Genomic DNA, 23,973 nt, shown 5'->3' with positions numbered 1-23,973 from the left:
GCCGACTCGCGCGATCAGCGCCCGGCACGCATCCGCACTCCGAGACATCCGCCATCGGCGGATCGCAGGCCCGTGCCTGACGGGTTTGTATCGAAACGTATCCGCCCTGCCCGACGACACGTTTTGCGTCGAGGCGTCGGCGTGCGCGACACAAGCCCGATACCGGGCGTGGCTGAAATGCGCACCAACGCCGATGGCCTCCCTTGCAGGAACGACGATGTCCACCTCCCTCTCCCGCCGTGCCGCCCCGCCCTTCTTCTCCCGCGTGGATGGCGTCGGGCAATGGCTTTCTCCGCTGGGCCTGCGCGTGCTGCTGGCCTGGGAGTTCTTCGAAGCCGGCCTGGAAAAGCTGCACGGCGCCAACTGGTTCGCCGACCTCGGGGACAAGTTTCCGCTCCCGTTTTCGCTGTTCAGCGCGAACGTCAACTGGACCGCCGCCATGTGGCTGGAACTGGCCGGCGGCGTCGCGCTGCTGCTCGGACTGGGCACGCGTTACGTCGCCGCTGCGCTGTTCGTGCTGACCGTCGTGGCGACCTACGCCGTGCACTGGCCGTCCGACTGGTCGAGCGTCGGCGAACTGCTGCAGGGCTACGCGATCACCAACGACGGCTTCGGCAACTACAAGCTGCCGCTGATCTACCTGGTGATGCTCGTTCCGCTGATGCTCAACGGCGGTGGCCGCCTGAGTGTGGACCGGCTGATCGCCTGGTGGAGCTCGCCGGCCTCGCCGACGAACGCCGACGCCACCGCCTGGGGCGCCGTCCTGCTCGGCATCGGCGCAGCGGTGTCGCTCCTGTTGCCTGTCGCCGGTGGCGCGCTCGCCCTCGTCGGCGCGGCGCTGCTGGCCTGGAACCGCGCTCGCGGCGACTCCGGACGCGAACTCGTCAACGCCTGATCCGCATCCCTCCATTTCCTCGCGCCGCCTATGCGGCGCTCCATCCCTCACGGCACACGCCGTGTATCTCCACGGAGTATTCGCAATGTCCACCTCCAACACCCGCAACACCGTCGGCCTGCTCGGCCTCGCCCTCGCCGGCCTGTCCCTCAGCACGTCCGCGTTCGCCATCGAACCGCTCAGCCAGGGCTACATGCTCGCCGCCAGCAAGGCCGCGGGCGAAGGCAAGTGCGGTGAAGGCAAGTGCGGCGCCAATGGTGCCAAGCCGGCCAAGGCCGCCACCGCGTCGAAGGCCGCCGAGGGCAAGTGCGGTGAAGGCAAGTGCGGCGCTGACGGCGCCAAGCCGGCCAAGGCCACCACCGCATCGAAGACCGCCGAAGGCAAGTGCGGTGAAGGCAAGTGCGGCGACGCCTCGTTCGCCAGGACCGACAGCGACGACGACGGCTTCGTGTCGAAGGCCGAGTTCGTCGCGGTGGCGCCGACGCGCGCCGCGGACTTCGCGAAGCTCGACGTGTCCGGCGACGGCAAGGTCTCGGAGAAGGAAGCCTACGACTTCCTCAAGGCCACCTACGAGGCCAACGGCAAGCCGATGCCGGCCGGCCTGTTCTCGCACTTCGGCAAGTGATCGCACGACACGTCGTGTGACGCCCGGCGCTCCCTCGCCCCTCCCCGCGAGGGAGCGCCTTCTACGTTCGGAAAACGACCATGCGCACCCTCGAATCGCAAACCTCCGCCGGCCTCGGGCTGCGTCGCGGCCTCATGCCGGAACTGCTGGCGATGGACGACGGCGCCGTGGATTTCCTCGAACTCGCACCGGACAACTGGATCGGCGTCGGCGGCAGGTTCGGCGAACAGCTGACCCAGATCGCGATGCGATTCCCGATCAGCGCGCACGGTCTGTCGTTGTCGCTCGGCGGCGTCGCGCCGCTGGACATGGAGCTGCTGCGTCGCACGCGCGAGCTCAACCAGCGCCTGGGCGTCATGATGTACAGCGAGCACCTGAGCTACACCACCGACGACGGCCAGCTGTACGACCTCATGCCGATTCCGTTCACCGACGAAGCCGTCGCGCACGTCGCGGCGCGCATTCGACAGGTGCAGGACGTGCTGGAGCGACGCATCGCGGTCGAGAACGTCAGCTATTACGCCGCGCCCTACCAGGCGCTGGCGGAGATCGATTTCATCAACGCCGTGCTGGCCGAGGCCGATTGCGACCTGCTGCTCGACGTCAACAACCTGTACGTCAACGCGATCAACCATGGCTACGACGCGGCGGATTTCCTCGCGCGACTGCCGGCAGAACGCGTCGCGCAGTACCACATCGCCGGCCATTACGACGAAGACATCGACCTGAAGGTCGACACGCACGGCGCACCGGTCAAGGACGACGTGTGGACCTTGCTCGACGCCGCGTATCGCCGCTTCGGCGTGCGGCCGACGCTGCTGGAACGCGACTTCAACTTCCCGCCGCTGCCCGAGCTGTTGCTCGAAACCAACCGCATCCGGACGATGCAGCTGGCGCATCTCGACCGCCAGCGTCTGCTGGAGCAAACCCGTGTTGCCTGAGACCACGCTACGCGAGCAGCAATTCGTGCTGGCGCGCCATATCCGCGATCCCGAAGGCAACCGGCCGCCGCCGGGCGTGCAGGATCGTCGCCTGAAGGTGTATCGCGAGCTCTTCTTCCACTCGATCGAAGGCCTGCTGGCGGGCGGCTTCCCGGTCATCCGGCAAACGCTGGGGACGACCACCTGGCTGGAACTGGTGCGTGCCTTCTACGCGGGCCATCGCAGCCGCACGCCGTTGTTCACGCAGATCGCCGGCGAGTTCGTCGCGTATCTCGAAGGCCGCGCGGACGATGCCGCGATCCCGCCGTGGCTGCCGGAATTGGCGCACTACGAATGGGTGGAACAGGCGTTGTTCGTCAGCGATGCGCCGCTGCCCGTGCACGATCCGGACGGCGATCTGCTCAATGGCGTGCCCGTGTTGTCGCCGCTCGCGGTGCCGCTGATCTATCGCTGGCCGGTCGCCGACATCGGTCCGCATCATCGTCCCGACGCCGCGCCCGATACGCCGACGACATTGCTAGTCCATCGCGATGCGGAGCACCAGGTGCAGTTCACGCGCATCTCGCCGCTCGTGTACAGCCTCCTGGAGTCGCTGGCGAAACACGCATGGACCGGGCGCGCGCACTTGGCCGCGCTGGCCGCGCGTGTCGGCGTCGAGCCGGCCGCGCTGGAGGCGGATGGCGTGCGGATGTTGCGCGACCTTCGCGAGCGCGGCGTCGTGCTTGGAACCCGTATCGACCGGACGAACGGCAGCGGCAACGCGCCCTAGGCCGCTGCCCGCCGCGCATTGCGGCGAAGCACCTGCGGCGGTTGGCCGAACGCACGCAGGAAGGCGCGCCGCATGCGTTCGATGTCGGCGAAACCCGTTTCCACCGCGACCTCGCCCATCGAATGCCGGCCCTGCTCGATCATCACGCGCGCCGCTTCGACGCGCAGGTGTTCGACGGCCTTGGCCGGCGACTGGCCGGTCTCCGCACGGAAGGCGCGGCTGAACTGCCGCGGGCTCAGGTGCGCGGCGTCGGCGAGTTCCTCCACCGACAGCGCCGACTTCAGATGGCTGCGTGCGTAGTCCAGCGCGCTCTGCACGCGGTCGCTCTTCGCGTCCAGTTCGAGCAGCGCCGAATGCTGCGACTGCCCGCCACCGCGCCGGTGATAGACGACCAGCTTCTGCGCCACCGCGCGCGCGAGTTCCACGCCGAAGTCCTTCTCGATCATGCCCAGCGCCAGGTCGATGCCGGCGCTCATGCCGGCCGACGTCCACAGCGCGCCATCGATGATGAAGATGCGATCGTCCTCGACGACCGCGTCGGGGAATCGCGCCCGCAGGTCGCGCGCATGGAACCAGTGCGTGGTGACGCGCCTGCCGTCGAGCAGCCCCGCTTCGCCCAGGATGAACGCACCCGTGCAGACCGACGCGATGCGGCGCACGGACTTGCCGGCCTTCCGGACCTGCCGGATGAGGTCGGGACTGGACGCGACCGGATGCAGCAGGCCCGTCACGATCAACGTGTCGACCTTCGCGCGCGCGAGCACGCGCGTTTCCAGCGGTATCCCGAGCGAATTGACGACCGGCCCGCCCTTCTCCGAGAGGATGCGGATGTCGTACAGCGCCTCGCCCGCCGTCGTGTTGGCGAGTTCGAATGCCGATGCCGCCGCCAGCCCCATGATCTGGAAACCCGGCGGCGCGACGAATCCTATGGTGAGCATGACGGCCTCCAGCGCCCCGAGGGGGCATGGCAGGAAACGAGGTATATACGACATTTGAGCCACGGGCAAGGCGGCTTACATTTCCATTCGCCCGGCAGCCGCCGGTCCAACGGAAACCGCCATGAACACCCCCATTCACCAAGGCACCGCCCTCATCACCGGCGCGTCGTCCGGCATTGGCGCGATCTATGCCGACCGCCTCGCGCGCGCCGGCTACGACCTGATCCTCGTCGCGCGCCGCGGCGACGCGCTGCGCTCGCTCGCGCAGGACCTGACCACGCGCACCGGTCGCTCGATCGAAACACTCGTCGCCGACCTCACCCGTCCCGACGACCTCGCGCGCGTCGAATCCGTGCTGCGAACCGACGCCAGCATCACCCTGCTCGTCAACAATGCGGGCGTGGGCGCCACCGCCCCGCTGCTACAGTCCGATGTCGCCGACATGGACCGCATGATCTCGCTCAACGTGAGCGTCCCGATGCGCCTGGCCTACGCCGCCGCCCCTGCATTCGTCGCACGCGGCGCGGGCACGATCGTCAACATCGCGTCCATCGTCGCGCTGCAGCCGGAACTGCTCAACGGCGTGTACGGCGGAAGCAAGGCGTTCGTGCTCGCGTTGTCGCAGTCGCTGCATCACGAACTGGCCGACAAGGGCGTGCGCGTGCAGGCCGTGCTGCCGGGCGCGACCGCGACCGGATTCTGGGCCGCTGCGGGAACGCCGATCGAACACCTGCCGCAGGAGATCGTCATGTCCGCCGACGACATGGTCGACGCCGCACTGGCCGGCCTGGCGATGGGCGAGCTGGTGACGATCCCGGCGCTGCCGGACATCGCGCAGTGGAACGCGTTCGAGAGCGCGCGCACCGCACTGCGCCCCGGCCTGTCGCGCACTTCGCCTGCGTCGCGTTACAGGACGGCGCAGGCCGCCTGACCGATGGCGGAAGCCGACGCCCGAGCGCGTCGGCTTCCGCGGAAGCACCGCCATGAACGCCTCCGTCGCTGCCACCTCGCCTTCGCACCCGATGCCGACGATCGGCCGCGCGGTACCGACGGCGCTGGCCGGCGCGTTCTTCGTCAACCTCGCGAACCAGTTCACGGCCACGAACCTCGCCGACATCCAGGGCAGCCTCGGCGCGTCGGCCGACGAGGCCTCGTGGATCGCGACGATCTACACGATGACGAGCTTCGTCGGCATCGTGCTTTCGCCGATCCTGGTGCGTACCTTCGGGCTGCGCCGCTATTTCGCCAGCGCCGCGGCGGTATTTTCGGCAACCGCGTGGATGGCGTTCGCAGCGACGTCGTTGCCGATGATGATCGTCGCGCGCGCATTGCAGGGCGTTGCGGGCGGCTCGTTCGGTCCGATCGCGTTCGTCGCGGTGTTCGCGTTGTGGAAAGGTCCGCGTGCGACGGGCGGTCTCGCATTGCTCGCCGCCGCGCTGCTGGTGCCGGCCAACGCCGGCCCGATCGTGTCGGCGTTCGTCGAAGCGTCGTTCGGCTGGCGTGCACTGTTCCTGCTGCAGGCCGTGCTCGCGGCTGCGTTGCTGTGCACGGGGCTCGCGTGGATGCCGGTCGCGCCGGTGAACCGCGACGCACTGAAGACGCACTGGCCGGCCGTCACATTGCTCGCGATCGCGTTGGCCTCGCTGGTGCTCGTACTGAGCCAGGGCACGCGCCGCTTCTGGCTGGAGGACGACGTCATCGCCATCGCGACGAGCGTGAGCATCGGCGCCTGGCTTGGATTCGCCGTGCTCAACCGCTACGCCACGCCGCGCATCCTGGACACGAAGCTGCTGGCCGGACGCGACTTCGGGCTGCCGATCCTGCTCAACCTCGTCTTCCGCGCGAGCTTCGCGGTCACCGTGTACCTGATCCCGCTCCTGCTTGCGGTGACGCAGGGCTATCGGCCCGAGCAAACGGCGCAGGCGCTGTGGTGGTGCGTGCTGCCGCAGCTCGCCGTGTTTCCGCTGGTGTGGCAGTTGCTCGCGCGCATGGACGGCAGGCGCGTGGCGCTCGGCGGACTGCTGCTGTGCGCCATCGGCACGCTGCTCGCCGCGTTCTCGACCCACCTTGCCGCGGGCGAACAGCTGCGCGCGATCCTGATGCTGGTGGGCGTCGGGCAGATGATGTTCCTCATCCCCACGCTGCTATCCGGCGCGAGCACGCTCGGGCCCGCCGACGGCCCGACCGCCACCGTCGCGTTCAACGCGACCACGCTGGGCGGCACGACGCTCGGCACGGGGTTGATGTCGCACTTCGTCACCGAGCGCGAGAAGTTCCATTCCAGCGTACTGGTCGAACAGGTGAGCTGGCTCGGCTCCGCGTCGTCCGATCGCCTTTCCTCGCTCTCCGGTGCGCTCGACGCACGATGGGGCGAACAGGACGCCAACGTCGCCCGCGCGATCGCGCAGGTCGCGTCCGTCGTGCGCCGCGAAGCCTGGTTGCTGTCCATCGACGACGCCTTCCTCGTGATCGGCGCCGTGCTGCTGGTGTCCCTGTGCCTGGTCGCCTTCATGCGGCCGGCCGTCATCCGTCCCTCGCTTGTGGGAGAAACCCCATGAAATCCCGAACCGCCACCGTCATCGGCCTGCTCGTGGCCGTCGCCGCCACCGCCACCGCGACCGCCGTGATGCGGCCCGGCAGCGTCGTGCAGTCGTGGGATCGCCATTACACCGATAACGCCTTCGTGCGCGGCGACATCACGCAGATCAGTCCCAAGGTGTCCGGCCACGTCGCACGCGTGCTCGTGAAGGACAACCAGTCGGTGAAGGCCGGCGACCTGTTGTTCCAGATCGACGATCGCGACTACCGGGCGCGTGCGACGCAGGCGCGTGCCGTGCTGTCCGCGCGGCAGGCAGCGATCGGAAACCTCGACGCGCAGCTTCGTCTCCAGCACGCCGCCATCGAACAGGCGCAGGCATCGGTGATCGAAGCGTCCGCCGAGGCGGCACGCAGCGATCGCGATTCCAGTCGTGGCCGCGCACTGGCGAAGGACCAGCTGATCGCCGTCTCGCAGCTGGACGAGCTCGTGTCCGGCGCGCAGGTGGCCGCCACGCGCGTGGCGGAAATGCGCGCCGCCCTCGGCGCCGCACGCGAACGCATCGGCGTGCTCGAAAGCCAGCGCCCGCAGCTGCAGGCCGACATCCGCGCGGCCGAAGCGGCGGTGATGCTCGCCGACCTCGACGTCGAGAGCACGTCGGTTCGCGCGCCGGTCGACGGTCGCGTGAGCGAGCGCATCGCGCGCGTCGGCCAGTACGTGCGTTCGGGCACGCCGCTGATCGCGCTCGTCGCGTCCGACGTGTGGGTCGTCGCGAACTTCAAGGAAACGCAGCTCGATGGCATGCAGCCGGGCGAGGACGTCGATGTCGTCGTCGATGCGATACCGGGCGAGACCTTCCACGGCCGCATCGACAGCCTGTCGCCCGCCAGTGGTGCGCAGTTCGCGTTGTTGCCGCCCGACAACGCGACCGGCAACTTCACCCGCATCGCGCAGCGCGTGCCCGTGCGTGTGGCACTCGTCGATGATGGCGCGGATGTCGACCGCCTGCGTCCCGGCATGTCTGCAACGGTGCGCGTGCGCTGACGACACGCCGCGACTGCGCCATGCATTCGTGCTGCAAGCGCCTCCACAAAAGTGGCTTCACGTACGTCCTTTTCGTGCACGTTTATGACGACGCGAATGCAAGCGAACGCAGCTTGTAAGTGCGCGCAAGCGACGGCAACCGTTGTTCACGCGACAGACTTCTCCTTCACTCCTGGCTACCTAGCATCCGCTCGAACCGCACGAAAGTTCGCGTTTGCAGCAAGGAGCAGTCAGTGGAGACATCTTCGACGGCGGACTCATGGGTGCAGCGTTCGCTCACCATCCGCGCAACACCCGAACAGTTGCTGGAGCGCTGGAGCGATCCGGAAGTCCAGCGAGCCGTACTGCATGATCGCGCCACGCTCGTGTCGGGCGACCGTCAACAGATGGTCTGGTCGGTACGCACGCACGGCGATCGGCATGTCGACGTCCGATCGCGACAGGTCGAGTGGAACGAAGGCCGCAGCGTGCGCTATCTGAGCGAAGGCGACCGCGACCTGCGCGTGGAGAGCGAACTCACCGTGACGCCCGGACCCACGGATTGGGGCACGCAGGCGAGCCTTCGCGTCGGCTATTCGCTACCCGGCGGCGTGGTCGCCGAAACGCTGGCGAAATGGCTGGGCTCGGCGCCCGAGCTGCTCGTGAGCACGGTGCTGCATCGCTTCAAGGCACTGCTCGAAACCGGTGAATTCCCGACGCTGGAGCGCAACCCTTCGGCCCGCGACAACGACGACAACCCCTGAGGCAACGCCATGCGCGCACTGTGCTGGAACGGAGTCAACGACCTGCGGGTGGAAACCGTGCCGGATCCGGTGCTGGTGAATCCGCGCGACGCGATCCTCAAGGTGAGGCTCACCACGACCTGCGGCTCGGACCTGCATTTCATCGACGGCTACCTGCCGACGATGCGGGAAGGCGACATCATCGGCCACGAGTTCATGGGCGAAGTGGTCGAGGTCGGTCCCGAGGTGCGACGCGTGAAGCGCGGCCAGCGCGTGGTCGTGCCCTCCTTCATTTCCTGCGGCAGTTGCTGGTTCTGCGACCGCAAGGAGTTTTCGCTCTGCGACAACACCAATCCGCACTGGGCCATGCAGGAACCGCTGCTCGGTCATGCGACCGCCGGCATCTACGGCTACACGCACGCCTTCGGCGGTTATGCGGGTTCGCACGCGACGTTCATCCGAGTGCCGCACGCGGACATCGGCTGTTTCGAGGTGCCCGAACAGGTGAGCGACGACGACGCGCTGTTCCTGTCCGACGCGGGTCCGACCGGCTTCATGGGCGCGGACTTCTGCGACATCTCGCCGGGCGACACGGTGGCGGTCTGGGGTTGCGGCGGCGTGGGCCTGATGGCGCAGCAGAGCGCGCGCGTCCTCGGCGCGGGGCGCGTGATCGGCATCGATCGCCTGCCCGAACGCCTGGCGATGGCGCGCGACATCGTGGGTTCGGAAATCATCGATTACAGCGCGGTGGACAGTGTTCCCGATACGCTGCGCGAAATGACCGGCGGTCGCGGCCCGGATGCGTGCATCGACGCGGTCGGGATGGAAGCGCATGGCGAGGGCCTGCTGCATGCGATGGATCGCGCGAAGCAGGCGCTGCATCTGGCCAGCGATCGCGGCCAGGCGCTGCGCGAGGCGATCCACGCCTGCCGCAAGGGCGGCGTGCTGTCGATCCTCGGCGTGTACGGCTTGATGGACAAGTTCCCGGTCGGCGTGATCATGAACAAGGGACTCACCGTGCGCACGGCGCAGCAGCACGGCCAGCGCTACGTGCCGCGCCTGCTCGAACTCGCGGCCAATGGGGAGCTGTCCACGCGCTTCCTGATGACGCACCGCATGCCGCTGGAGGAATCCGTGCGCGGCTACGAGATGTTCAAGAAGAAGGAAGACGGCTGCGTGCGCGCGGCGTTCGTCCCGTGATGGGCGGAAAGCTTTGGAGCGCGCTCAGGCGGGGGACAGTCGCGTACGCGAGTCCTCCGCAAGCGCCTTGCGGATGCGTGAAATCAGGTCCGGGAAGCGGAAGGGTTTGGCGATCAGGTCGAACTCGGCGGCTTCCGGCGCCAGTTCGCGGCCGGTGAAACCGCTCATCAGCAGGATGCGCATGTCGGGGTAATGCTCGCGCGCGTGTCGCGCGAGCGCGATGCCGTCCATTTCGCCGGGCATGACGACGTCGCTCAGCATGACGTCGAATGGACCCGCGTCCTCCAGTCTCGCCAGCGCCTGCCTGGCGTCGCTGGCGGTGGTCACGTCGAGGCCCTCGTTGCGCAGCATGTCGCGCACGATGAAGACGAGGTCCTCGCGATCGTCCACCATCAGCAGACGCAACGGACGGCGCACATCCTCCACCGCGCCGGCGTCGCGTGCGCTGCCGTTTTCGGCATGCACGGCGGGAAGCAGCAGCGTCACGCGCGTTCCCTTGTCCGGTTCGCTTTCGATCGTCAGCGTTCCGCCGGACTGGCGGGCGAATCCATACGCGGTGGAAAGGCCCAGCCCGACGCCGCGCGACCCCTTCGTGCTGAAGAACGGATCGAGTGCGCGCTCCAGCGTGGCGGCGTCCATCCCGCGCCCGGTATCGGCCAGCTCGATCGAGAAGTACGCGCCCGGCTCGATCCGGTACACCTGCGCCTGATTCGTCCCCACGTCGCGGCGGCCCGTCCGGATCAGCAGCCTGCGATCGGCGCGCCCTTGCATCGCTTCCTTGGCATTGATCGCGATGTTGACCAGGCAGGTTTCGGCGAGCACGCGATCGATGCAGCAGCTGCCTACCGTCGCCGACAGGTCGAACTCGACCTGGACCTCCTCGCCCAGCGCATTGGTCAGGATTTCCCGCAGCGATTCGACGACCTCGTTCACCTGCGCGGTGGCCGTGGCGCCCGGCTTGCCTTTCGCGAACGTCTGCAACTGGCGGGTGAGCGCTTCGACGCGGGCGATCGCGGCGCGCCCGTTGTCGATGGGCGTCGCCATGCGACCGGCAAGACCGGCGTCGTGGTACTCGATCATGTCCAGCGTCGTGGTCATGACCTGAAGCATGTTGTTGAACTCGTGCGCGATGCCGCCGGTGAGCACGCCGAGCGCCTCCAGCCGCCTCACCTGTTGCAGGCCCTGTTCGAGGGTGCGGCGCTGCGTCACGTCGCGCTGGTAGCCCAGCAGGTACTGCGGTTGCCCGTCCGCGCCGCTGATCGGATGGACGTGCAGCAGGTTCCAGAACTCGGAGCCGTCCTTGCGGTAATTGACCAGCTCGATGACCGCCGTCCTGCCTTCGCGGATCGCCTCGCGCAGTTCGGCGATCGCGTCGGGCGCCGTGTTGGCGCCCTGCAGGAAGCGGCAGTTCCGGCCGACGACTTCGTCGAGCGCATAGCCGGTGAGGTCCAGGAACGCCTGGTTCGCGTACAGGATCCGCTGGTCGTCGTCCACGGAGGAAACGATGATGCCGATGCGGCTTTGCTCGACGATCTGGGTGAGCAATCCCCGATCCGAAGTGACGGATTCCATCATGACTCGTGCGTGTGGAGCGGCTGCCTCCCTGAGCGGCGCAGTGTCGGGACGGCAGGTGAAGGCCGCGCGATGATGCGTCGGAGGGAATGCCGCCACGCCGGGTCGAGGAAGAGCGCCCGGCGCGGCAGCCGGCCCGCGCAGGGATGGGGCCGGACACCACGGTCGTGAGTGGTGCCGTCTGCAGGGTCGGCGCTGCCGAAGCCCGGCGCCAGCGAAGGTACGGCAGGTGCGCCTGCGTAGTTCTACTGGCGTCCGCCCAGTGCTGCGACGCAGGCGCGCGAGCTCGCCGATGCGTTTCCATCGTCGCGTTCCCGATCGGAGCACGGAGATGCGATACCTCGCCCTGTTGGCTGCGTTGTCGATGCCGGTCGTCGCGTTCCTCACGATGCGCGGTGCGTTCGGGCCCGATACGGGTACCGTGTCGGAGCGTTACCCCACCCTCCTGGCCGCGGCCGGCTATGCGTTCGCGATCTGGGGCCTGATCTTCCTGCTCGACATCGCCTACGGCGGCTGGCAATTGACCCGCGACCGACGCCCGCGGCGCGAACGCATCGCGCCTGTCGCGACGGCCGGATTCGTGCTGACGGCCGCGTGGATGCCGGTGTTCTCGATGGGCTGGTTCGTGGCGGCATGGGCCATCATCGTCGCCGCGCTCGCGTGCCTGCTGTACTGCGCGATCGCGCTCTCGCAGGTGCGCCGCGCGTGGCCGGGCCAGGCGGTGTTCGCATGGTTGCCGTTGTCGCTCCACGCGGGCTGGCTTTCGCTTGCGGCGTTCCTCAACACCGCGCAGCTGATCGTCGCGCATGGCTGGCTTTCCACGGCCGTGCAGTTGCCGTGGAGCCTGGCGCTATTGGGCGGCGCCGCGGCGCTGCTGTTGCTGGCCAACCTGGCGATGCGCGGCAACATCCCGTACGTGGCGGCGGCGGTGTGGGGGCTGGTCGCGCTGTACGTGGAGCAGTCCGCCAGTCCGCTGGACGGCGCGCGCATCACGGCGATCGCGGCCCTCCTGCTCGCCCTGGTCCTGCTCGTCCAATGCACGTGGCTCCGGTGGACGCGCGACGTGCCGCCGCTGGGCGTGAAGGCGTGACGATGCAGCGTGGGCCGCTAGCGCCAGGCGTCGTCGCGCTGGTTCGCCTGCGAAGCGATGCCGGCGACGCGGGCGATGACGCGCGTTCCACCGTGCAGGTCGCTGACCAGGCGCAACTCGCCGCCGATCTCGCGTGCCCGCTCGCGCATGCTGAGCAGGCCCAGTCCGCGCGGGGCGTCGTGCGTTTGATCGTCCAGACCGATGCCGTCGTCGCCGATTTCCAGCTGGACGTCGGCGCCCACGCGCTGCAGGCGCACGGTGACCTCACTGGCGCGCGCGTGCTTCTCGACATTCCGCAGCGATTCCTGCGCGATGCGGTACAGCGCGGTGGAGACATCGAGCGGAAGCTCGGGCAGCTCGTCGAGTTCCGCATGCACGCGCAGTGCGGCCGGCTGCGCTTCGCAGAGCGAACGCAGCGCCATCGTCAGGCCGGTGTAGCGCAGCAGGCTGGGGTGCAGCTCGTGCGAGAGGCGGCGCACGTCTTCGGACACGTCGGTCACCGCGGCCTGCAGTTCCCCGAGCAGCTCGCGTTCGGCCCCCTGCGCGTGCTGGCGGGCGATGCTCAGCCGGATCGCGATGGACGCGATGGACTGGTTGATGCCGTCGTGCAGGTCGCGCGCGATGCGGCTGCGTTCGTCCTCCTGGGCGCGCATCAGCTGCACGGTCATCGACTGCAGGCGCTGGTGCGCGTGCTGCAGCGCCTGCGTGCGCGTGGCGCGCTGCTCGACGACCACGGTCATGTACAGCAGCGCGACGGTCAGCGACACGGTCCACAGTTGCACGGCGATGGTGGTGGTGGCCAGGTCGTCGCGAATGAAGGGCCCCACGCCGGCGACGCTGAAATGCATCGCGAGCAGGCCGACGGCCAGCATCGCCAGCGAGGCGCCGACCGCGCGGAAGCTCACCATCGCCCAGATCAGGAACGGCACCGGCGCGACCACCAGCGCCGGCTGCAGTCGCTGCATCGGAAGGTGCCACGTCCACAGCACGCACAGGATCACCAGCAGTCCCGCGCCGACGGCGATGCTGGTGCCGCTGGTGTCCAGCGGTACCGCGTTGCGCCGGCGCATCGCCGTCCACACGACGGCCGGCACGAGCATCAGGTTGCCCAGGCTCTGCGCGAGCGTGACGTTGGGCCAGTCGGACAGGTACGGCTCCAGCACGGTGCCGCGGATGGAGAAGGCGATCCACGCGGCGCTGAGCATCGGCAGCGCGAGCCCGCCCAGCACGACGAAGGCGGTGAGCAGGCGGAAGTCCTCCAGCGGCGATTGCAGCCGGCTGCGCAGCGATTCCAGTGCGATGGCCGCTGCCGGCGTGAGCACGAGCGATCCGAGCATCGCGATCGTGACCGCGAGCGGCGGAACGCCGAGCACGCCGAACGCCGCCGCCTCGCCGACGGCCGTACCGAGCAGGCACGCCCACCAGTGCCGGCGTGGCTGCAACAGCAGCGCGCCGAGCAGGACCGCGCCCGGGAACCACACCATGTGGCTGCGCGGGTTCGGCATCCAGAGCAGCATCGACGCCCACTGCGAGCACGCCACCGACACCGTCACGATGCCGGCGACGGCGAGCGGATGGCCGGTCGCGCGTCGCGTGTTCATGACCATCTCCTGCAGCTGCCTTGTCCGTCGGTGGAGTACCCTCGCCACGGAACCCTCCTCCGCCCGATGCCACTTCCACGATGATGCCCGAGATGCCCGCCGATCGACCACGCGTCGTGCTCGCCGACGACCACCGCCTGGTGGCCGAAGGCCTCCAGCGCCTGCTGGAAGACGAATGCGAACTGGTGGCGTGCGTGTCCAGCGGCACCGCGCTGCTCGATGCCGTGCACCAGTACGCGCCCGACCTCGTCGTCACCGACCTGAGCATGCCCGACCGCAACGGCCTGAGCGTCATGCGCGAACTGCGCGCGGCCGGCGTGCAGGTGCCGTTCGTGTTCCTCACGATGCACGCCGAACCCACGCTCGCCGAACAGGCGCTGCGTGCCGGCGCCTCGGCTTACGTGCTCAAGAGCTCCGCCGGCGAGGAACTGCTCCGCGCGATCCACGTGGTGCGCAGCGGCCGCACCTACATCACCCCGACGCTGGGCGCGCGCGTGATCGCCGCGCCCGGTCGCGGCCAGAAGCAGGAGCTCACCGACAAGCAGATGCAGGTGCTGCAACTGGTGTCGGCGGGCCTGCGTTCGAAGCAGATCGCCGCCGAACTGGGCGTGTCCGTGCGCACGGTGGAATCGCACAAGTACGCGATCATGCAGGCGCTGGACGTGCACAGCACGCTGGAGCTGGTGCGCAAGGCCGATGAATACGGCCTCACGCCCGGGCTCCGCACGACGCCCCCGGTTCCCTAGAAATCCCACCGCAACGCCAGCGTCACCGGCACGGATACCCGCCGGCCCGTGTCGTTGATGCGGGACAGGCCGAGCGGCCCGATCGCGCTGTCGTCGCCTTCCAGGTCGTCGACGTAACGCACGCCGGTTTCGGCGATGAAGCTCGCACGCTCGGACAGCGGGATGTTCACGCCCACGTCGAAGCCGGCGCTGAGCGCCCACTTCTTCTCGTAGAACGGCGCGTTGGGGATGAGGATGTCGGCGTCGGGGATTTGGAAGGTCGCGTCGATGTCGTCCGTCTCCGTGCCGCCAAGGCGCGCAGCCACGTAGGGACGGGCGAAGCCGGGATCCATGAAGTACCAGCGCACGCCGACTTCGGCGCTCCACGCCTGGTAGGACGAGAACCGTCCGTACACCGGCAGCGCGACGTCGAGCGCGGGCACGTAGGCCTCGCCGACCTGCACGCTACCCGCCGACGCGTGGGTCTCGCGCAGTTCGCCGAAGAGTTCCATGCGATCGCTCATGCCCCATGTCATGCCCAGGCCGTAGGTGCTGGCGACGTCGTAGACACGTTCGTGCGTGCGCGAACCGATGCGCAACTGCGCGTCGACGCCGGCCAGTGCCGGGTTGAGCGGCCCGAGATCGGGCACGTCGACGGTCGCACCGTCGTGCACGTCGCCGCTGATGGGGATATCGCCGCCACCGAGCAGGGTCAACGAGAAGCGGCCGGGTTCGGGGCCGGCGGCCTGCGCCGAGCCGCAGGCCAGGCACGCGCTCGCCAGTATCGTCATCGCTTTCATGAGCATCTCCATCCAGGGAATGGTCGTGGGCACGATGCGGCCGCATGGAGGCGCAGCCGCGTCACTTCGACGTTAGCGCCGCCGCCGACGCATGCCTTCGGTACAACTACGCAACTTCGCGCGGTCGGCACCGGTACTTCCCGAAAGTCCACGGCCCTACGCAAATCTACGGATGTGGCCGCCGGAGGCCGCATGCCATAAAGCGTCCCGGATCCTTCGTTGCGACCCAATGCCCGCTCCCGCTTCCCAGAACCCGCGCGTCCACGCGCTCGCCTCGGTCCGCCGATGGTTCGACGCCGGTGCCACCCACACGCCCGACGCCATCGACGAGGGCGACAGGCTCGACCTCGTGCGCGTGGTGCCCTTCGTCGCGATGCACCTGGCGTGCCTCGCCGTGTTCTGGGTCGGCGTGTCCGCCACGGCGGTCGCGGTCGCGGCGGTGCTGTACGCGGTGCGGATGTTCGCGATCACCGCGTTCTACCATCGCTATTTCTCGCATCGCACGTTCCGCGCCTCGCGCCCCGTGCAGTTCGCCTTCGCGCTGATCGGCGCCTCCTGCGTGCAGCGCGGGCCGCTGTGGTGGGCGGCGCACCATCGCCACCACCACGCGAATGCCGATTCGCCCGAAGACCTCCATTCGCCCGGCGTGCACGGGTTCTGGCGCAGCCACGTCGGCTGGTTCCTCACGCGTCGCGCGTTCGCCACCGACCTGTCGCGCGTGCCGGACCTCGCGCGTTACCCGGAACTGCGCTGGCTCGACCGGTACGACATCGCCGTTCCCGTCGCGCTCGCCGTGGCGCTGTACGGGCTGGGCACTTTGTTGCGGCACGTGGCGCCGTCGCTGGGCACCAGCGGCATGCAGCTGGTCGTGTGGGGCTTCTTCGTGTCCACCATCGTGCTGTTCCACGTGACGGTCACGATCAATTCGCTGGCGCACCGCTTCGGCAGCCGGCGTTTCGACACGCGCGACGACAGCCGCAACAACGCCCTGCTCGCGCTGCTCACCTTCGGCGAGGGCTGGCACAACAACCATCACTTCTTTCCGGGAACGGCGCGCCAGGGTTTTCGCTGGTGGGAGATCGACCTGACCTGGTACGGGCTGAAGCTGCTGTCGTCCGTCGGATTGGTGCGCGATCTGAAGCCCGTGCCGGCGTGGGTCTGGGCGAGGGCGAGGCACTGACATGCGCATCGCGATCATCGGCTCGGGCATTTCCGGACTCGGCGCGGCGTGGCTGCTGTCGCGCGAACACGAGGTCGTGCTGTTCGAGGCGAACGATTACCTCGGCGGCCACACCCACACGCACCGGGTGGACGTGGACGGCGTCGCGCTCGACGTCGACACCGGCTTCATCGTGCACAACCCCCACCACTACCCGCTGCTCACGCGGCTGTTCCGCGAACTCGGCGTGCCCACGCAGGACACGACGATGAGCTTCTCGGTGCACAACGAACGCACCGGGCTGGAGTACAACGCGACCTCGCTCGACGGCCTGTTCTGCCAGCGTCGCAACCTGCTGTCGCCGCGCTTCCTGCGCATGCTGGCCGACCTGGTGCGCTTCTACCGCATCGCGCCGCGGTTGCTCGCAGGCGACGAGCCCGGCCCGACGCTGGGCGATTACCTGCACGCGCAGGGCTTCGGCGAGGCATTCCGCGACGATCACCTCGTCCCCATGGCGTCCGCGCTGTGGTCCGCGCCTGCGGGGCAGATCCTGCAATTTCCCGCGCGGCACCTGGTGCAGTTCATGGCGAACCACCAGATGCTGCAGCTCGCGGGGCGGTCGGAGTGGAAGGTCGTGCGCGGCGGTTCGTGGCGCTACGTGGAGGCGCTTCGGCAACGATGGTCGGCATCCGTTCGACTCGCCACGCCGGTGCAGGCCGTGCGACGGCTGGAGAACGGCGTGGTACTGACCACCGCCGAGGGAGAGGAAACCTTCGACCAGGTCGTGCTCGCCTGCCACAGCGACCAGGCGCTTTCGCTGCTGTCGGATGCGGACGATCGCGAACGCGACGTGCTCGGGGCGATCGCCTACCAGCCCAACGACGTCGTCCTCCACACCCACCCTCGCCTGCTGCCGCGCAACCGCAAGGCGTGGGCGGCCTGGAACGCGCACATCGGCGCCGACGACGCTCAGGCGTGCACCGTCAGCTATTGCATGAACCTGCTGCAGGGGTTGCCGGTCTCGACGCCCGTGGTGGTGACGCTCAATCGCGGCGATGCGATCGACCCGCGCCACATCCTCAAGCGCGTGCGCTATCACCATCCGGTGTTCACGCGCGAAGCCGTCGCTGCGCAGGCGCGCCGGCATGAAATACAGGGGCGCCGCGGCACCTGGTTCGCAGGCGCGTACTGGGGCTGGGGCTTCCACGAGGACGGACTGCGCAGCGCCGTCGAGGTCGCCCGATCGCTTGGCGTCGCATGGCCGGACGTCGCACCGGAACCGCGCGCAATCGATGACGCGGCGCCCGGAAACCTCGCGTGGGGCCGCGCATGAGCGACGGCGGCGAACGCACGCGACCGCGCTGCAGCGCACTGTACGAAGGCACGGTGCGGCACCGCCGCTTCGCGCCGCGCCGGCATGCGTTCGATTACCGCATGGCGCAGCTGTTCCTCGACCTGGATGAGGTGGAGACGGTCCTCGACGCGCACCCGCTCTGGTCCACGCAGGGCCGAAATCTCGGCGAGTTCCGCCGCAGCGACTACCTGGGGCCGACGGACGTCTCCCTCGCGCAGGCCGTGCGACAGCGCATCACGGCGGCCACTGGCGCACGACCCATCGGACCGATCCGCCTGCTCACGCACGCGCGCTACTTCGGGTACGTGTTCAACCCGGTGAGCTTCTACTACTGCTACGGGCCCGACCACCGCACGCTGGAACACGTGGTGGCCGAGATCACCAACACGCCATGGGGCGAACGCCACGCCTACGTGTTGCCGGTCGCGGACGCCGAACCACGCGGACGCGCACTGCACTGGCAGTTCGACAAGACCTTCCACGTCTCGCCGTTCATGGCGATGCAGCGCCGCTACGCGTGGTCCTTCACGCCGCCCGGCGACACGCTGCACGTGCACATGAACGTCTGCGAGGGCGACACGCGCGAGTTCGACGCCACGCTGTCGCTCGAACGCCACCCGCTCGATGCGGCTGCGCTGTCGCGCGTGCTGTGGCGATATCCCGCGATGACCCTGCAGGTCATCGGCGCCATCCACTGGCAGGCGCTGAAGCTCTGGCTCAAGCGCACGCCGGTCCACCCCCCTCCCGCCAAGGGCACGGCACCATGAGCGACACCGCGCGGCAAACCCTTTCCCTGCCCGACGCCGGCGTCGTCGACCGGCTCCTGCGCGATCGCGTGGTCTCGCAGCTGCGCGCGTTGCGCTCCGGCGCCGTCACGCTGCGTGATCCGTGGGGATCGGCCGCGCTCGGCGAACACGCCGGTCGTGCGCCGTCGCCGACGTTGCGCGTGAACGACGCGCGCTTCTATCGCGCGGTCGCGCTCGGCGGCAGCGTTGGCGCCGCCGAGGCCTACATGGACGGTGCCTGGGCGTGCGACGACCTGGTCGGCCTGGTGCGACTGCTCGTACGCAATCGCGACCTGCTGGACGACGTGGAACGTGGTCCCGCGCGCGTGGCGGGCTGGGCGCTGCGTGCAGCCCACGCGCTGCGCAGGAACACCGCTTCGGGCGCGCGCCGCAACATCGCGGCACATTACGACCTCGGCAACACGTTCTTCCGCCTGTTCCTGTCCGACGACCTGATGTATTCGTCGGCGTTGTTCGAACGCGAGGACGACACGCTGGAAGACGCATCCACGCGAAAGCTCCAGGCGATCTGCCGCAAGCTCGACCTGCGCGAAGGCGAACGCGTGCTCGAGATCGGCACCGGCTGGGGCGGCTTCGCGTTGCACGCCGCGCGAGAACACGGATGCCACGTCACGACGACGACGCTCTCGCGCGAGCAGTACGAACTCGCGTGCCAGCGCGTCGCCGAAGCCGGACTGCAGGATCGCGTCACCGTGCTGATGCGCGATTTCCGCGAGCTCGACGGCACGTACGACAAGCTCGCCTCCATCGAAATGGTGGAGGCGATCGGACCGGAGAACCTGCGGCGCTACTTCGCGTGCATCGGCGAGCGGCTTGCCGACCACGGCCTCGCGCTCGTCCAGGCCATCACCATCGAGGACCACCGCTACGAGCAGGCGGTGCGCTCGGTGGATTTCATCAAGCGCCACGTGTTCCCGGGCTCGTTCATTCCGTCCATCGCGGCGATGATGTCGGCGAAGACCGCGGCCAGCGATCTTGCGCTGCTGCACCTGGAAGACATGGGCCTGTCGTATGCGCGGACGTTGCAGACGTGGCGCGAACGCTTCCTGGACCGCCTGCCGGAGGTGCGGGCGCTCGGGTTCGATGAACGCTTCATCCGCATGTGGGAGTTCTACCTCGCCTATTGCGAAGGCGGCTTTCGCGAGCGTTCGATCGGTGTCGCGCAGATGCTCTTCGCGCGCCCCGGGTTTCGTCCGCGCGCGCAGGCGGCTGTGGTTTCGGAGACGTGATGCACGCGTTCGCGAACTTCGTCGGCTTCCAGATCGCGTGGTGGGCCTGCGTGCTCGGCGCGGCCCACGGCGCGCGGTGGCTCGGCGTCGTGGCGTGCGTGGCATTCGTCGGGCTGCAGTGGCTCGCATCGGCGCGACGCCGCGCGGACGCATGGCTGGTCGGCTGCGCCGTTCTGATGGGCCTCGTACTCGACGGGCTGCTCGCGCAACTGGGCTGGATCGACTATCGCGGCAGTATCGCCGCGCTTCCCGCGCCGGCGTGGATCCTCGCGCTCTGGGCCGCGTTCGCGATGACGATCAACCATTCGCTCGCGTGGCTGCGTCCGGCCATGGCGATCGTGCTCGGTGCCGTGGGCGGACCGCTGGCCTATGTCGGTGCGCAGCGGCTGGGCGCCATCGAGCTGGTCGCCTCCGTGCAGGCGACGATCGCGCTGGCAATCGGCTGGGCGATCGCGACCTGCGCGCTCACGCTCGTCGCGCGACATGCGCGTGGCGGCGCCGTGTCCCGACCACTCGCGATGGGTGGCTCGCGATGAGCACGGGCGCTTCGCTGCTGCTGGTGTGGGCGCTTGCCGCGCTGGCGCAGACGCTGGCGTGGTGGTGGCAGCAAAGGCATCGCAACGCGGGCCTCGTCGACGTCGTGTGGGCGGGTGGCGTCGCAGGCGCGGCGGTGCTGCTCGCGGCGCTGGGAGACGGCGCGACGATGCCGCGCCTGCTGCTCGCGTTGCTCGGTGGACTCTGGGGACTTCGTCTCTCGTGGCACCTCTGGCGACGCGTGCGCGGCGAGCATGAGGATGGCCGCTACGCCGCCTTGCGCGAAAGCTGGGGCGATGCGCCGTTGCGATGGTTCGCGCTGTTCCAGGCACAGGCGCTGCTGGTGGTGCTGTTCGCGCTGCCCTTCGCGGCGGTGGCAAGCAATCGGGTGGAATCCCCCGGGCTGCTGTGGGCGGCCGTGGCGGTGTGGATCGTGTCCGTCGTCGGCGAGACGATCGCTGACGCGCAGCTCGCCCGGTTCCGCTCGCAGCCCGAAAACCGCGGGCGAACGATGCGCGCCGGCCTGTGGCGCTACAGCCGGCATCCCAACTACTTCTTCGAATGGCTGCACTGGTTCGCCTACGTGCTGCTCGCCGTGGGATCGCCGATCGCGTGGCTGGCCTGGTCCGGCCCGCTGACGATGTACGTGTTCCTGCGCTGGCTCAGCGGTGTTCCGCATACCGAACGCCAGGCGCTGCGCACGCGCGGCGACGATTACCGCCGTTACCAGCGCTCCACCCCGATGCTGTTCCCCTGGTTCCCGAAGGAAGACCGATGAGCACCGTGATGCATGCGATCCCCGATCTGCCCGCGCCCGGCCTGCTGGGCATGGCCGAGCGCGGTCTCCTGCCCGATGCCGTGGTCCGCCTGGGCATCCGCCGTTTGTGCGCGCAGCGCCTGTCCGACGAGCGCATCGGCGGCATCCAGATGCAGTCGCAACGCATGACGCAGCGGCTGTCGGATCTGCGCCACAGCCCGCTCGCACTGCACACCGACGCGGCCAACCGCCAGCATTACGAACTGCCGGCCGCGTTCTTCAAGGACTGCCTGGGTGCGCGGCTGAAGTACTCGTGCTGCTACTACCCCAGCGGCCGCGAAACGCTCGATGAAGCCGAAGAGGCCATGCTCGAACTCTATGCCGAGCGCGCGCGACTGGCCGACGGCCTGGACATCCTGGAACTCGGCTGCGGCTGGGGCTCGCTCACGCTGTGGATGGCGCAGCGCTACCGGCATTCGCGCATCACCGCCGTGTCGAATTCGCACGGGCAGCGCGAGCACATCCTCGCCCGGTGCCGCGAGCTGGGCCTGAACAACGTCCGCGTCATCACCTGCGACGTCAACCGGCTCGAACTCGACCACACCGCGTTCGATCGCTGCGTCTCGGTGGAGATGTTCGAGCACATGCGCAATTACGACGTGCTGATGCGGCGCATCGCGCGGTGGCTGCGCCCCGGCGGCAGCCTGTTCGTGCACATCTTCTGCCACCGTACCCTGCTCTATCCGTTCGAGGTCGACGGCGAGGACGACTGGATGGGCCGCCACTTCTTCACCGGCGGCCTCATGCCTGCCGCCGACACGCTGCTGCATTTCCAGCAGGCATTGCGGCTGGACGAACGCTGGATGATGGGCGGCGAACATTACCAACGCACCGCCAACCACTGGCTCGCCAACCACGATGCACGACGCGACGCGGTGATGGGCCATCTGCGCCAGGCGTACGGCGATGCCGCGGCCCTCTGGAACCAGCGCTGGCGCATGTTCTGGATGGCGTGCGCGGAGCTGTTCGGGTATCGCGGTGGCGAGGAATGGCAGGTGGCCCACTACCGTTTCGTGCGGGAGGACTGACATGAAGCTTCCAGCCGCGCTCATCGCCGGCGTGCTCGCACTGTGCGGATGCGCGCACACCGCGCCGACCGTGCCCAAGGTCGCGGAGGTCGACATCCCGCGCTTCATGGGCGACTGGTACGTCATCGCCCACATCCCTTCGTTCCCCGAGCGCGAGGCCTACAACGCCATCGAGTCGTACTCGTTGCGCGAGGACGGCCGCATACAGACGCATTTCCGCTACCGGCGCGGAAGGTTCGACGCGCCGGTGCGCACGATGGAACCGGTCGGCACCGTGCGTGCGGGCACGGGCAATGCGGTGTGGGGGATGCAGTTCGTCTGGCCGATCCAGGCCGAGTACGTGATCTCGTATCTCGATCCCGACTACACGCTCACCATCGTCGCCCGCAGCAAGCGCGATTACGCCTGGATCATGGCGCGCACGCCGACGATTTCCGACGCAGCGTACGCCGATGCCGTGCAGCGCCTGCGCGACATGGGTTACCGCATCGACGAGCTGCGCAAGGTGCCGCAACGCTGGCCCGAGACCGCCAGCGGCAACGCACCCTGATCCTGCGTACAACTACCGAGCCCGGTTGCGTGCTTGTCCGCTGGAGGCGCGATGCACGCGGGACGAAGCTGGGATCACCGCGCGCACCGCGCGCGGTTCCCCTACGGACGAGGAAGATTCCATGCGCGCTCCAGCTCTCATCGGCGGGGTATTGGCCTTCACCGCCGGCACTCCCATCGGCACGGCGCACGTGAAGACCTGGTTCCATGAGCCGGACCGGTAAAGCTGGCGGGCCGTCCCCCGGCGGGCACACGCGGCCGTTCGCGATGGCGGGCGGTACGTGCGTGCTCGCCTTCCTGCTGTTCGCCAGCAGCCACGCCGAAGGAAACACGCTCGAACGGACGACAGGACGCGCCACGGATCTACGCACCGGGCGCCTGCTGTACGAGGAGCAGCACTGGATCCGCACCGTCGGGAAGGAACGCAGTCGGCTGGTCGTGTACCGCTGTCCCGACGGACGCGCGTTCGCGCGCAAGCGCGTGATCGATACGGCGCTGCCGGGCGCACCGGATTTCGAGTTCGACGATGCCCGCGACGGCTATCGCGAAGGCGTGCAAGGCGGATCGGGCGCGCGTCGTGCGTACTGGCGCGAATCCGCGTCCGCACCCGTGCGCGAGCGGACGGTCGCCGTCGACGCCAACACGGTGATCGATGCCGGTTTCGACGCGTGGGTCCGTGCGCGCTGGAACTTGCTCGCAAGCGGCTCGACTGCGCGGGTGCAGTTCGTCGTGCCCAGCCGCGATGCGCGGATACCCATCCGCGTGCAGCGCGTCGATGCGCCATCGGCCGATCTCGTGCGGTTCCGGCTGAGCCTCGACAGCTGGCTGGACTTCGTCGCGTCGAGCATGCAGGTCACTTACGACGCGAGCACGCGTCGCCTTCGCACCTTCGAGGGCCTCGGCACGATACGCGGATCGAACGGTTCACCGATGAAGGTGCGCATCGACTTTCCGCCGGCCCCGCAACGCGTGGATTCGTCCACCAGCGCCTACGAGCAGGCCCTGCAGGTGCCGTTGACGAATCGATGCGGGTGATGGC

General features: G+C 68.7%; 24 protein-coding genes. 20 read left to right on the top strand and 4 right to left on the bottom strand.

What is annotated here, in order from left to right:
- Nucleotides 1-217 precede the first annotated feature (217 nt).
- The 4 genes from ABIE51_RS02610 (at nt 218) to ABIE51_RS02595 (ending at nt 3,230) form a co-directional block, all read left to right on the top strand.
- Complete coding sequence (locus tag ABIE51_RS02610; RefSeq protein ID WP_192632123.1) at nt 218-895, top strand: HvfX family Cu-binding RiPP maturation protein; 678 nt, start codon at nt 218-220, stop codon at nt 893-895.
- An 85-nt stretch (nt 896-980) separates the two neighbouring features.
- Nucleotides 981-1,520, top strand: coding sequence for an HvfA family oxazolone/thioamide-modified RiPP metallophore (locus tag ABIE51_RS02605; protein WP_192632122.1), 540 nt, complete (start codon nt 981-983; stop codon nt 1,518-1,520).
- Between the two features lie 80 nt (nt 1,521-1,600).
- Nucleotides 1,601-2,461: an HvfB family MNIO-type RiPP peptide maturase gene (locus ABIE51_RS02600; protein ID WP_192632121.1), complete on the top strand. Its 861-nt coding sequence runs from the start codon at nt 1,601-1,603 to the stop codon at nt 2,459-2,461.
- A complete protein-coding gene (locus ABIE51_RS02595) occupies nt 2,451-3,230 on the top strand; it encodes an HvfC family RiPP maturation protein (protein WP_354503348.1) in 780 nt (259 codons plus the stop codon). The genes ABIE51_RS02600 and ABIE51_RS02595 overlap by 11 nt, the downstream gene beginning before the upstream one ends.
- Here the strand turns inward: ABIE51_RS02595 and ABIE51_RS02590 are convergent.
- Nucleotides 3,227-4,168, bottom strand: a complete 942-nt coding sequence (locus tag ABIE51_RS02590; RefSeq protein WP_192632120.1) for a GlxA family transcriptional regulator — start codon at nt 4,166-4,168, stop codon at nt 3,227-3,229. The genes ABIE51_RS02595 and ABIE51_RS02590 overlap by 4 nt on opposite strands.
- Before the next feature lie 121 nt (nt 4,169-4,289).
- On the opposite strand from ABIE51_RS02590, the gene ABIE51_RS02585 reads away from it, so the two are divergent.
- The 5 genes from ABIE51_RS02585 (at nt 4,290) to ABIE51_RS02565 (ending at nt 9,670) form a co-directional block, all read left to right on the top strand.
- Nucleotides 4,290-5,099, top strand: a complete 810-nt coding sequence (locus ABIE51_RS02585) for an SDR family NAD(P)-dependent oxidoreductase (protein WP_192632119.1) — start codon at nt 4,290-4,292, stop codon at nt 5,097-5,099.
- Nucleotides 5,100-5,151: 52 nt separating this feature from the next.
- On the top strand, nt 5,152-6,726 hold the full coding sequence (locus ABIE51_RS02580) for an MFS transporter (protein ID WP_192632118.1): 1,575 nt from the start codon (nt 5,152-5,154) through the stop codon (nt 6,724-6,726).
- On the top strand, nt 6,723-7,748 hold the full coding sequence (locus tag ABIE51_RS02575) for an HlyD family secretion protein (RefSeq protein ID WP_192632117.1): 1,026 nt from the start codon (nt 6,723-6,725) through the stop codon (nt 7,746-7,748). Before ABIE51_RS02580 ends, ABIE51_RS02575 begins: the two co-directional genes overlap by 4 nt.
- A gap of 233 nt (nt 7,749-7,981) precedes the next feature.
- Nucleotides 7,982-8,491 (top strand): SRPBCC family protein, encoded by a 510-nt coding sequence (locus ABIE51_RS02570; protein ID WP_192632116.1) that lies wholly within the window; start codon nt 7,982-7,984, stop codon nt 8,489-8,491.
- Nucleotides 8,492-8,500: 9 nt separating this feature from the next.
- Nucleotides 8,501-9,670, top strand: a complete 1,170-nt coding sequence (locus ABIE51_RS02565) for a zinc-dependent alcohol dehydrogenase (RefSeq protein ID WP_115841076.1) — start codon at nt 8,501-8,503, stop codon at nt 9,668-9,670.
- Nucleotides 9,671-9,694: 24 nt separating this feature from the next.
- Here the strand turns inward: ABIE51_RS02565 and ABIE51_RS02560 are convergent, their stop codons facing one another.
- On the bottom strand, nt 9,695-11,242 hold the full coding sequence (locus ABIE51_RS02560; protein ID WP_192632115.1) for a PAS domain-containing protein: 1,548 nt from the start codon (nt 11,240-11,242) through the stop codon (nt 9,695-9,697).
- A gap of 331 nt (nt 11,243-11,573) precedes the next feature.
- On the opposite strand from ABIE51_RS02560, the gene ABIE51_RS02555 reads away from it, so the two are divergent.
- Nucleotides 11,574-12,332: a TspO-related membrane protein gene (locus tag ABIE51_RS02555; protein WP_192632114.1), complete on the top strand. Its 759-nt coding sequence runs from the start codon at nt 11,574-11,576 to the stop codon at nt 12,330-12,332.
- A 17-nt stretch (nt 12,333-12,349) separates the two neighbouring features.
- Here ABIE51_RS02555 and ABIE51_RS02550 read toward each other — a convergent pair whose 3' ends face one another.
- The gene (locus tag ABIE51_RS02550) at nt 12,350-13,933 is read right to left on the bottom strand and encodes a sensor histidine kinase (RefSeq protein WP_192632113.1); all 1,584 of its coding nucleotides are present in this window, start codon (nt 13,931-13,933) and stop codon (nt 12,350-12,352) included.
- A gap of 92 nt (nt 13,934-14,025) precedes the next feature.
- Between ABIE51_RS02550 and ABIE51_RS02545 the strand changes: the two genes are divergently transcribed.
- On the top strand, nt 14,026-14,679 hold the full coding sequence (locus tag ABIE51_RS02545; RefSeq protein ID WP_157030136.1) for a response regulator: 654 nt from the start codon (nt 14,026-14,028) through the stop codon (nt 14,677-14,679).
- Here the strand turns inward: ABIE51_RS02545 and ABIE51_RS02540 are convergent.
- Entirely contained in the window at nt 14,676-15,458 is a 783-nt protein-coding gene (locus tag ABIE51_RS02540; RefSeq protein WP_192632112.1) for a hypothetical protein, read from the bottom strand. The two genes, ABIE51_RS02545 and ABIE51_RS02540, sit on opposite strands and share 4 nt — an antisense overlap.
- A 229-nt stretch (nt 15,459-15,687) precedes the next feature.
- Here ABIE51_RS02540 and ABIE51_RS02535 point away from each other — a divergent pair, with 229 nt between their 5' ends.
- From ABIE51_RS02535 to ABIE51_RS02495, 9 genes are all read left to right on the top strand, one after another.
- Nucleotides 15,688-16,638: an acyl-CoA desaturase gene (locus ABIE51_RS02535; RefSeq protein ID WP_192632111.1), complete on the top strand. Its 951-nt coding sequence runs from the start codon at nt 15,688-15,690 to the stop codon at nt 16,636-16,638.
- A 1-nt stretch (nt 16,639) separates the two neighbouring features.
- Nucleotides 16,640-17,950 (top strand): NAD(P)/FAD-dependent oxidoreductase, encoded by a 1,311-nt coding sequence (locus ABIE51_RS02530; RefSeq protein ID WP_192632110.1) that lies wholly within the window; start codon nt 16,640-16,642, stop codon nt 17,948-17,950.
- A complete protein-coding gene (locus tag ABIE51_RS02525) occupies nt 17,947-18,738 on the top strand; it encodes a DUF1365 domain-containing protein (protein WP_192632109.1) in 792 nt (263 codons plus the stop codon). The genes ABIE51_RS02530 and ABIE51_RS02525 overlap by 4 nt, the downstream gene beginning before the upstream one ends.
- Nucleotides 18,735-20,006: a class I SAM-dependent methyltransferase gene (locus tag ABIE51_RS02520; protein ID WP_192632108.1), complete on the top strand. Its 1,272-nt coding sequence runs from the start codon at nt 18,735-18,737 to the stop codon at nt 20,004-20,006. Before ABIE51_RS02525 ends, ABIE51_RS02520 begins: the two co-directional genes overlap by 4 nt.
- A complete protein-coding gene (locus ABIE51_RS02515) occupies nt 20,006-20,542 on the top strand; it encodes a DUF2878 domain-containing protein (RefSeq protein WP_192632107.1) in 537 nt (178 codons plus the stop codon). The genes ABIE51_RS02520 and ABIE51_RS02515 overlap by 1 nt, the downstream gene beginning before the upstream one ends.
- Nucleotides 20,539-21,318, top strand: coding sequence for a DUF1295 domain-containing protein (locus ABIE51_RS02510; RefSeq protein ID WP_192632106.1), 780 nt, complete (start codon nt 20,539-20,541; stop codon nt 21,316-21,318). Before ABIE51_RS02515 ends, ABIE51_RS02510 begins: the two co-directional genes overlap by 4 nt.
- Before the next feature lie 8 nt (nt 21,319-21,326).
- Nucleotides 21,327-22,385, top strand: a complete 1,059-nt coding sequence (locus tag ABIE51_RS02505) for an SAM-dependent methyltransferase (protein WP_192632580.1) — start codon at nt 21,327-21,329, stop codon at nt 22,383-22,385.
- 1 nt (nt 22,386) lies between these two features.
- The gene (locus ABIE51_RS02500; protein ID WP_192632105.1) at nt 22,387-22,935 is read left to right on the top strand and encodes a lipocalin family protein; all 549 of its coding nucleotides are present in this window, start codon (nt 22,387-22,389) and stop codon (nt 22,933-22,935) included.
- A gap of 206 nt (nt 22,936-23,141) precedes the next feature.
- Nucleotides 23,142-23,969: a hypothetical protein gene (locus ABIE51_RS02495; RefSeq protein ID WP_192632104.1), complete on the top strand. Its 828-nt coding sequence runs from the start codon at nt 23,142-23,144 to the stop codon at nt 23,967-23,969.
- Nucleotides 23,970-23,973 lie beyond the last annotated feature (4 nt).

Origin of the sequence: Lysobacter sp. OAE881, from assembly GCF_040546665.1 — a bacterium.
Classification (GTDB): domain Bacteria; phylum Pseudomonadota; class Gammaproteobacteria; order Xanthomonadales; family Xanthomonadaceae; genus Lysobacter_J; species Lysobacter_J soli.
This window is presented reverse-complemented; position numbering and strand designations above follow the sequence as displayed.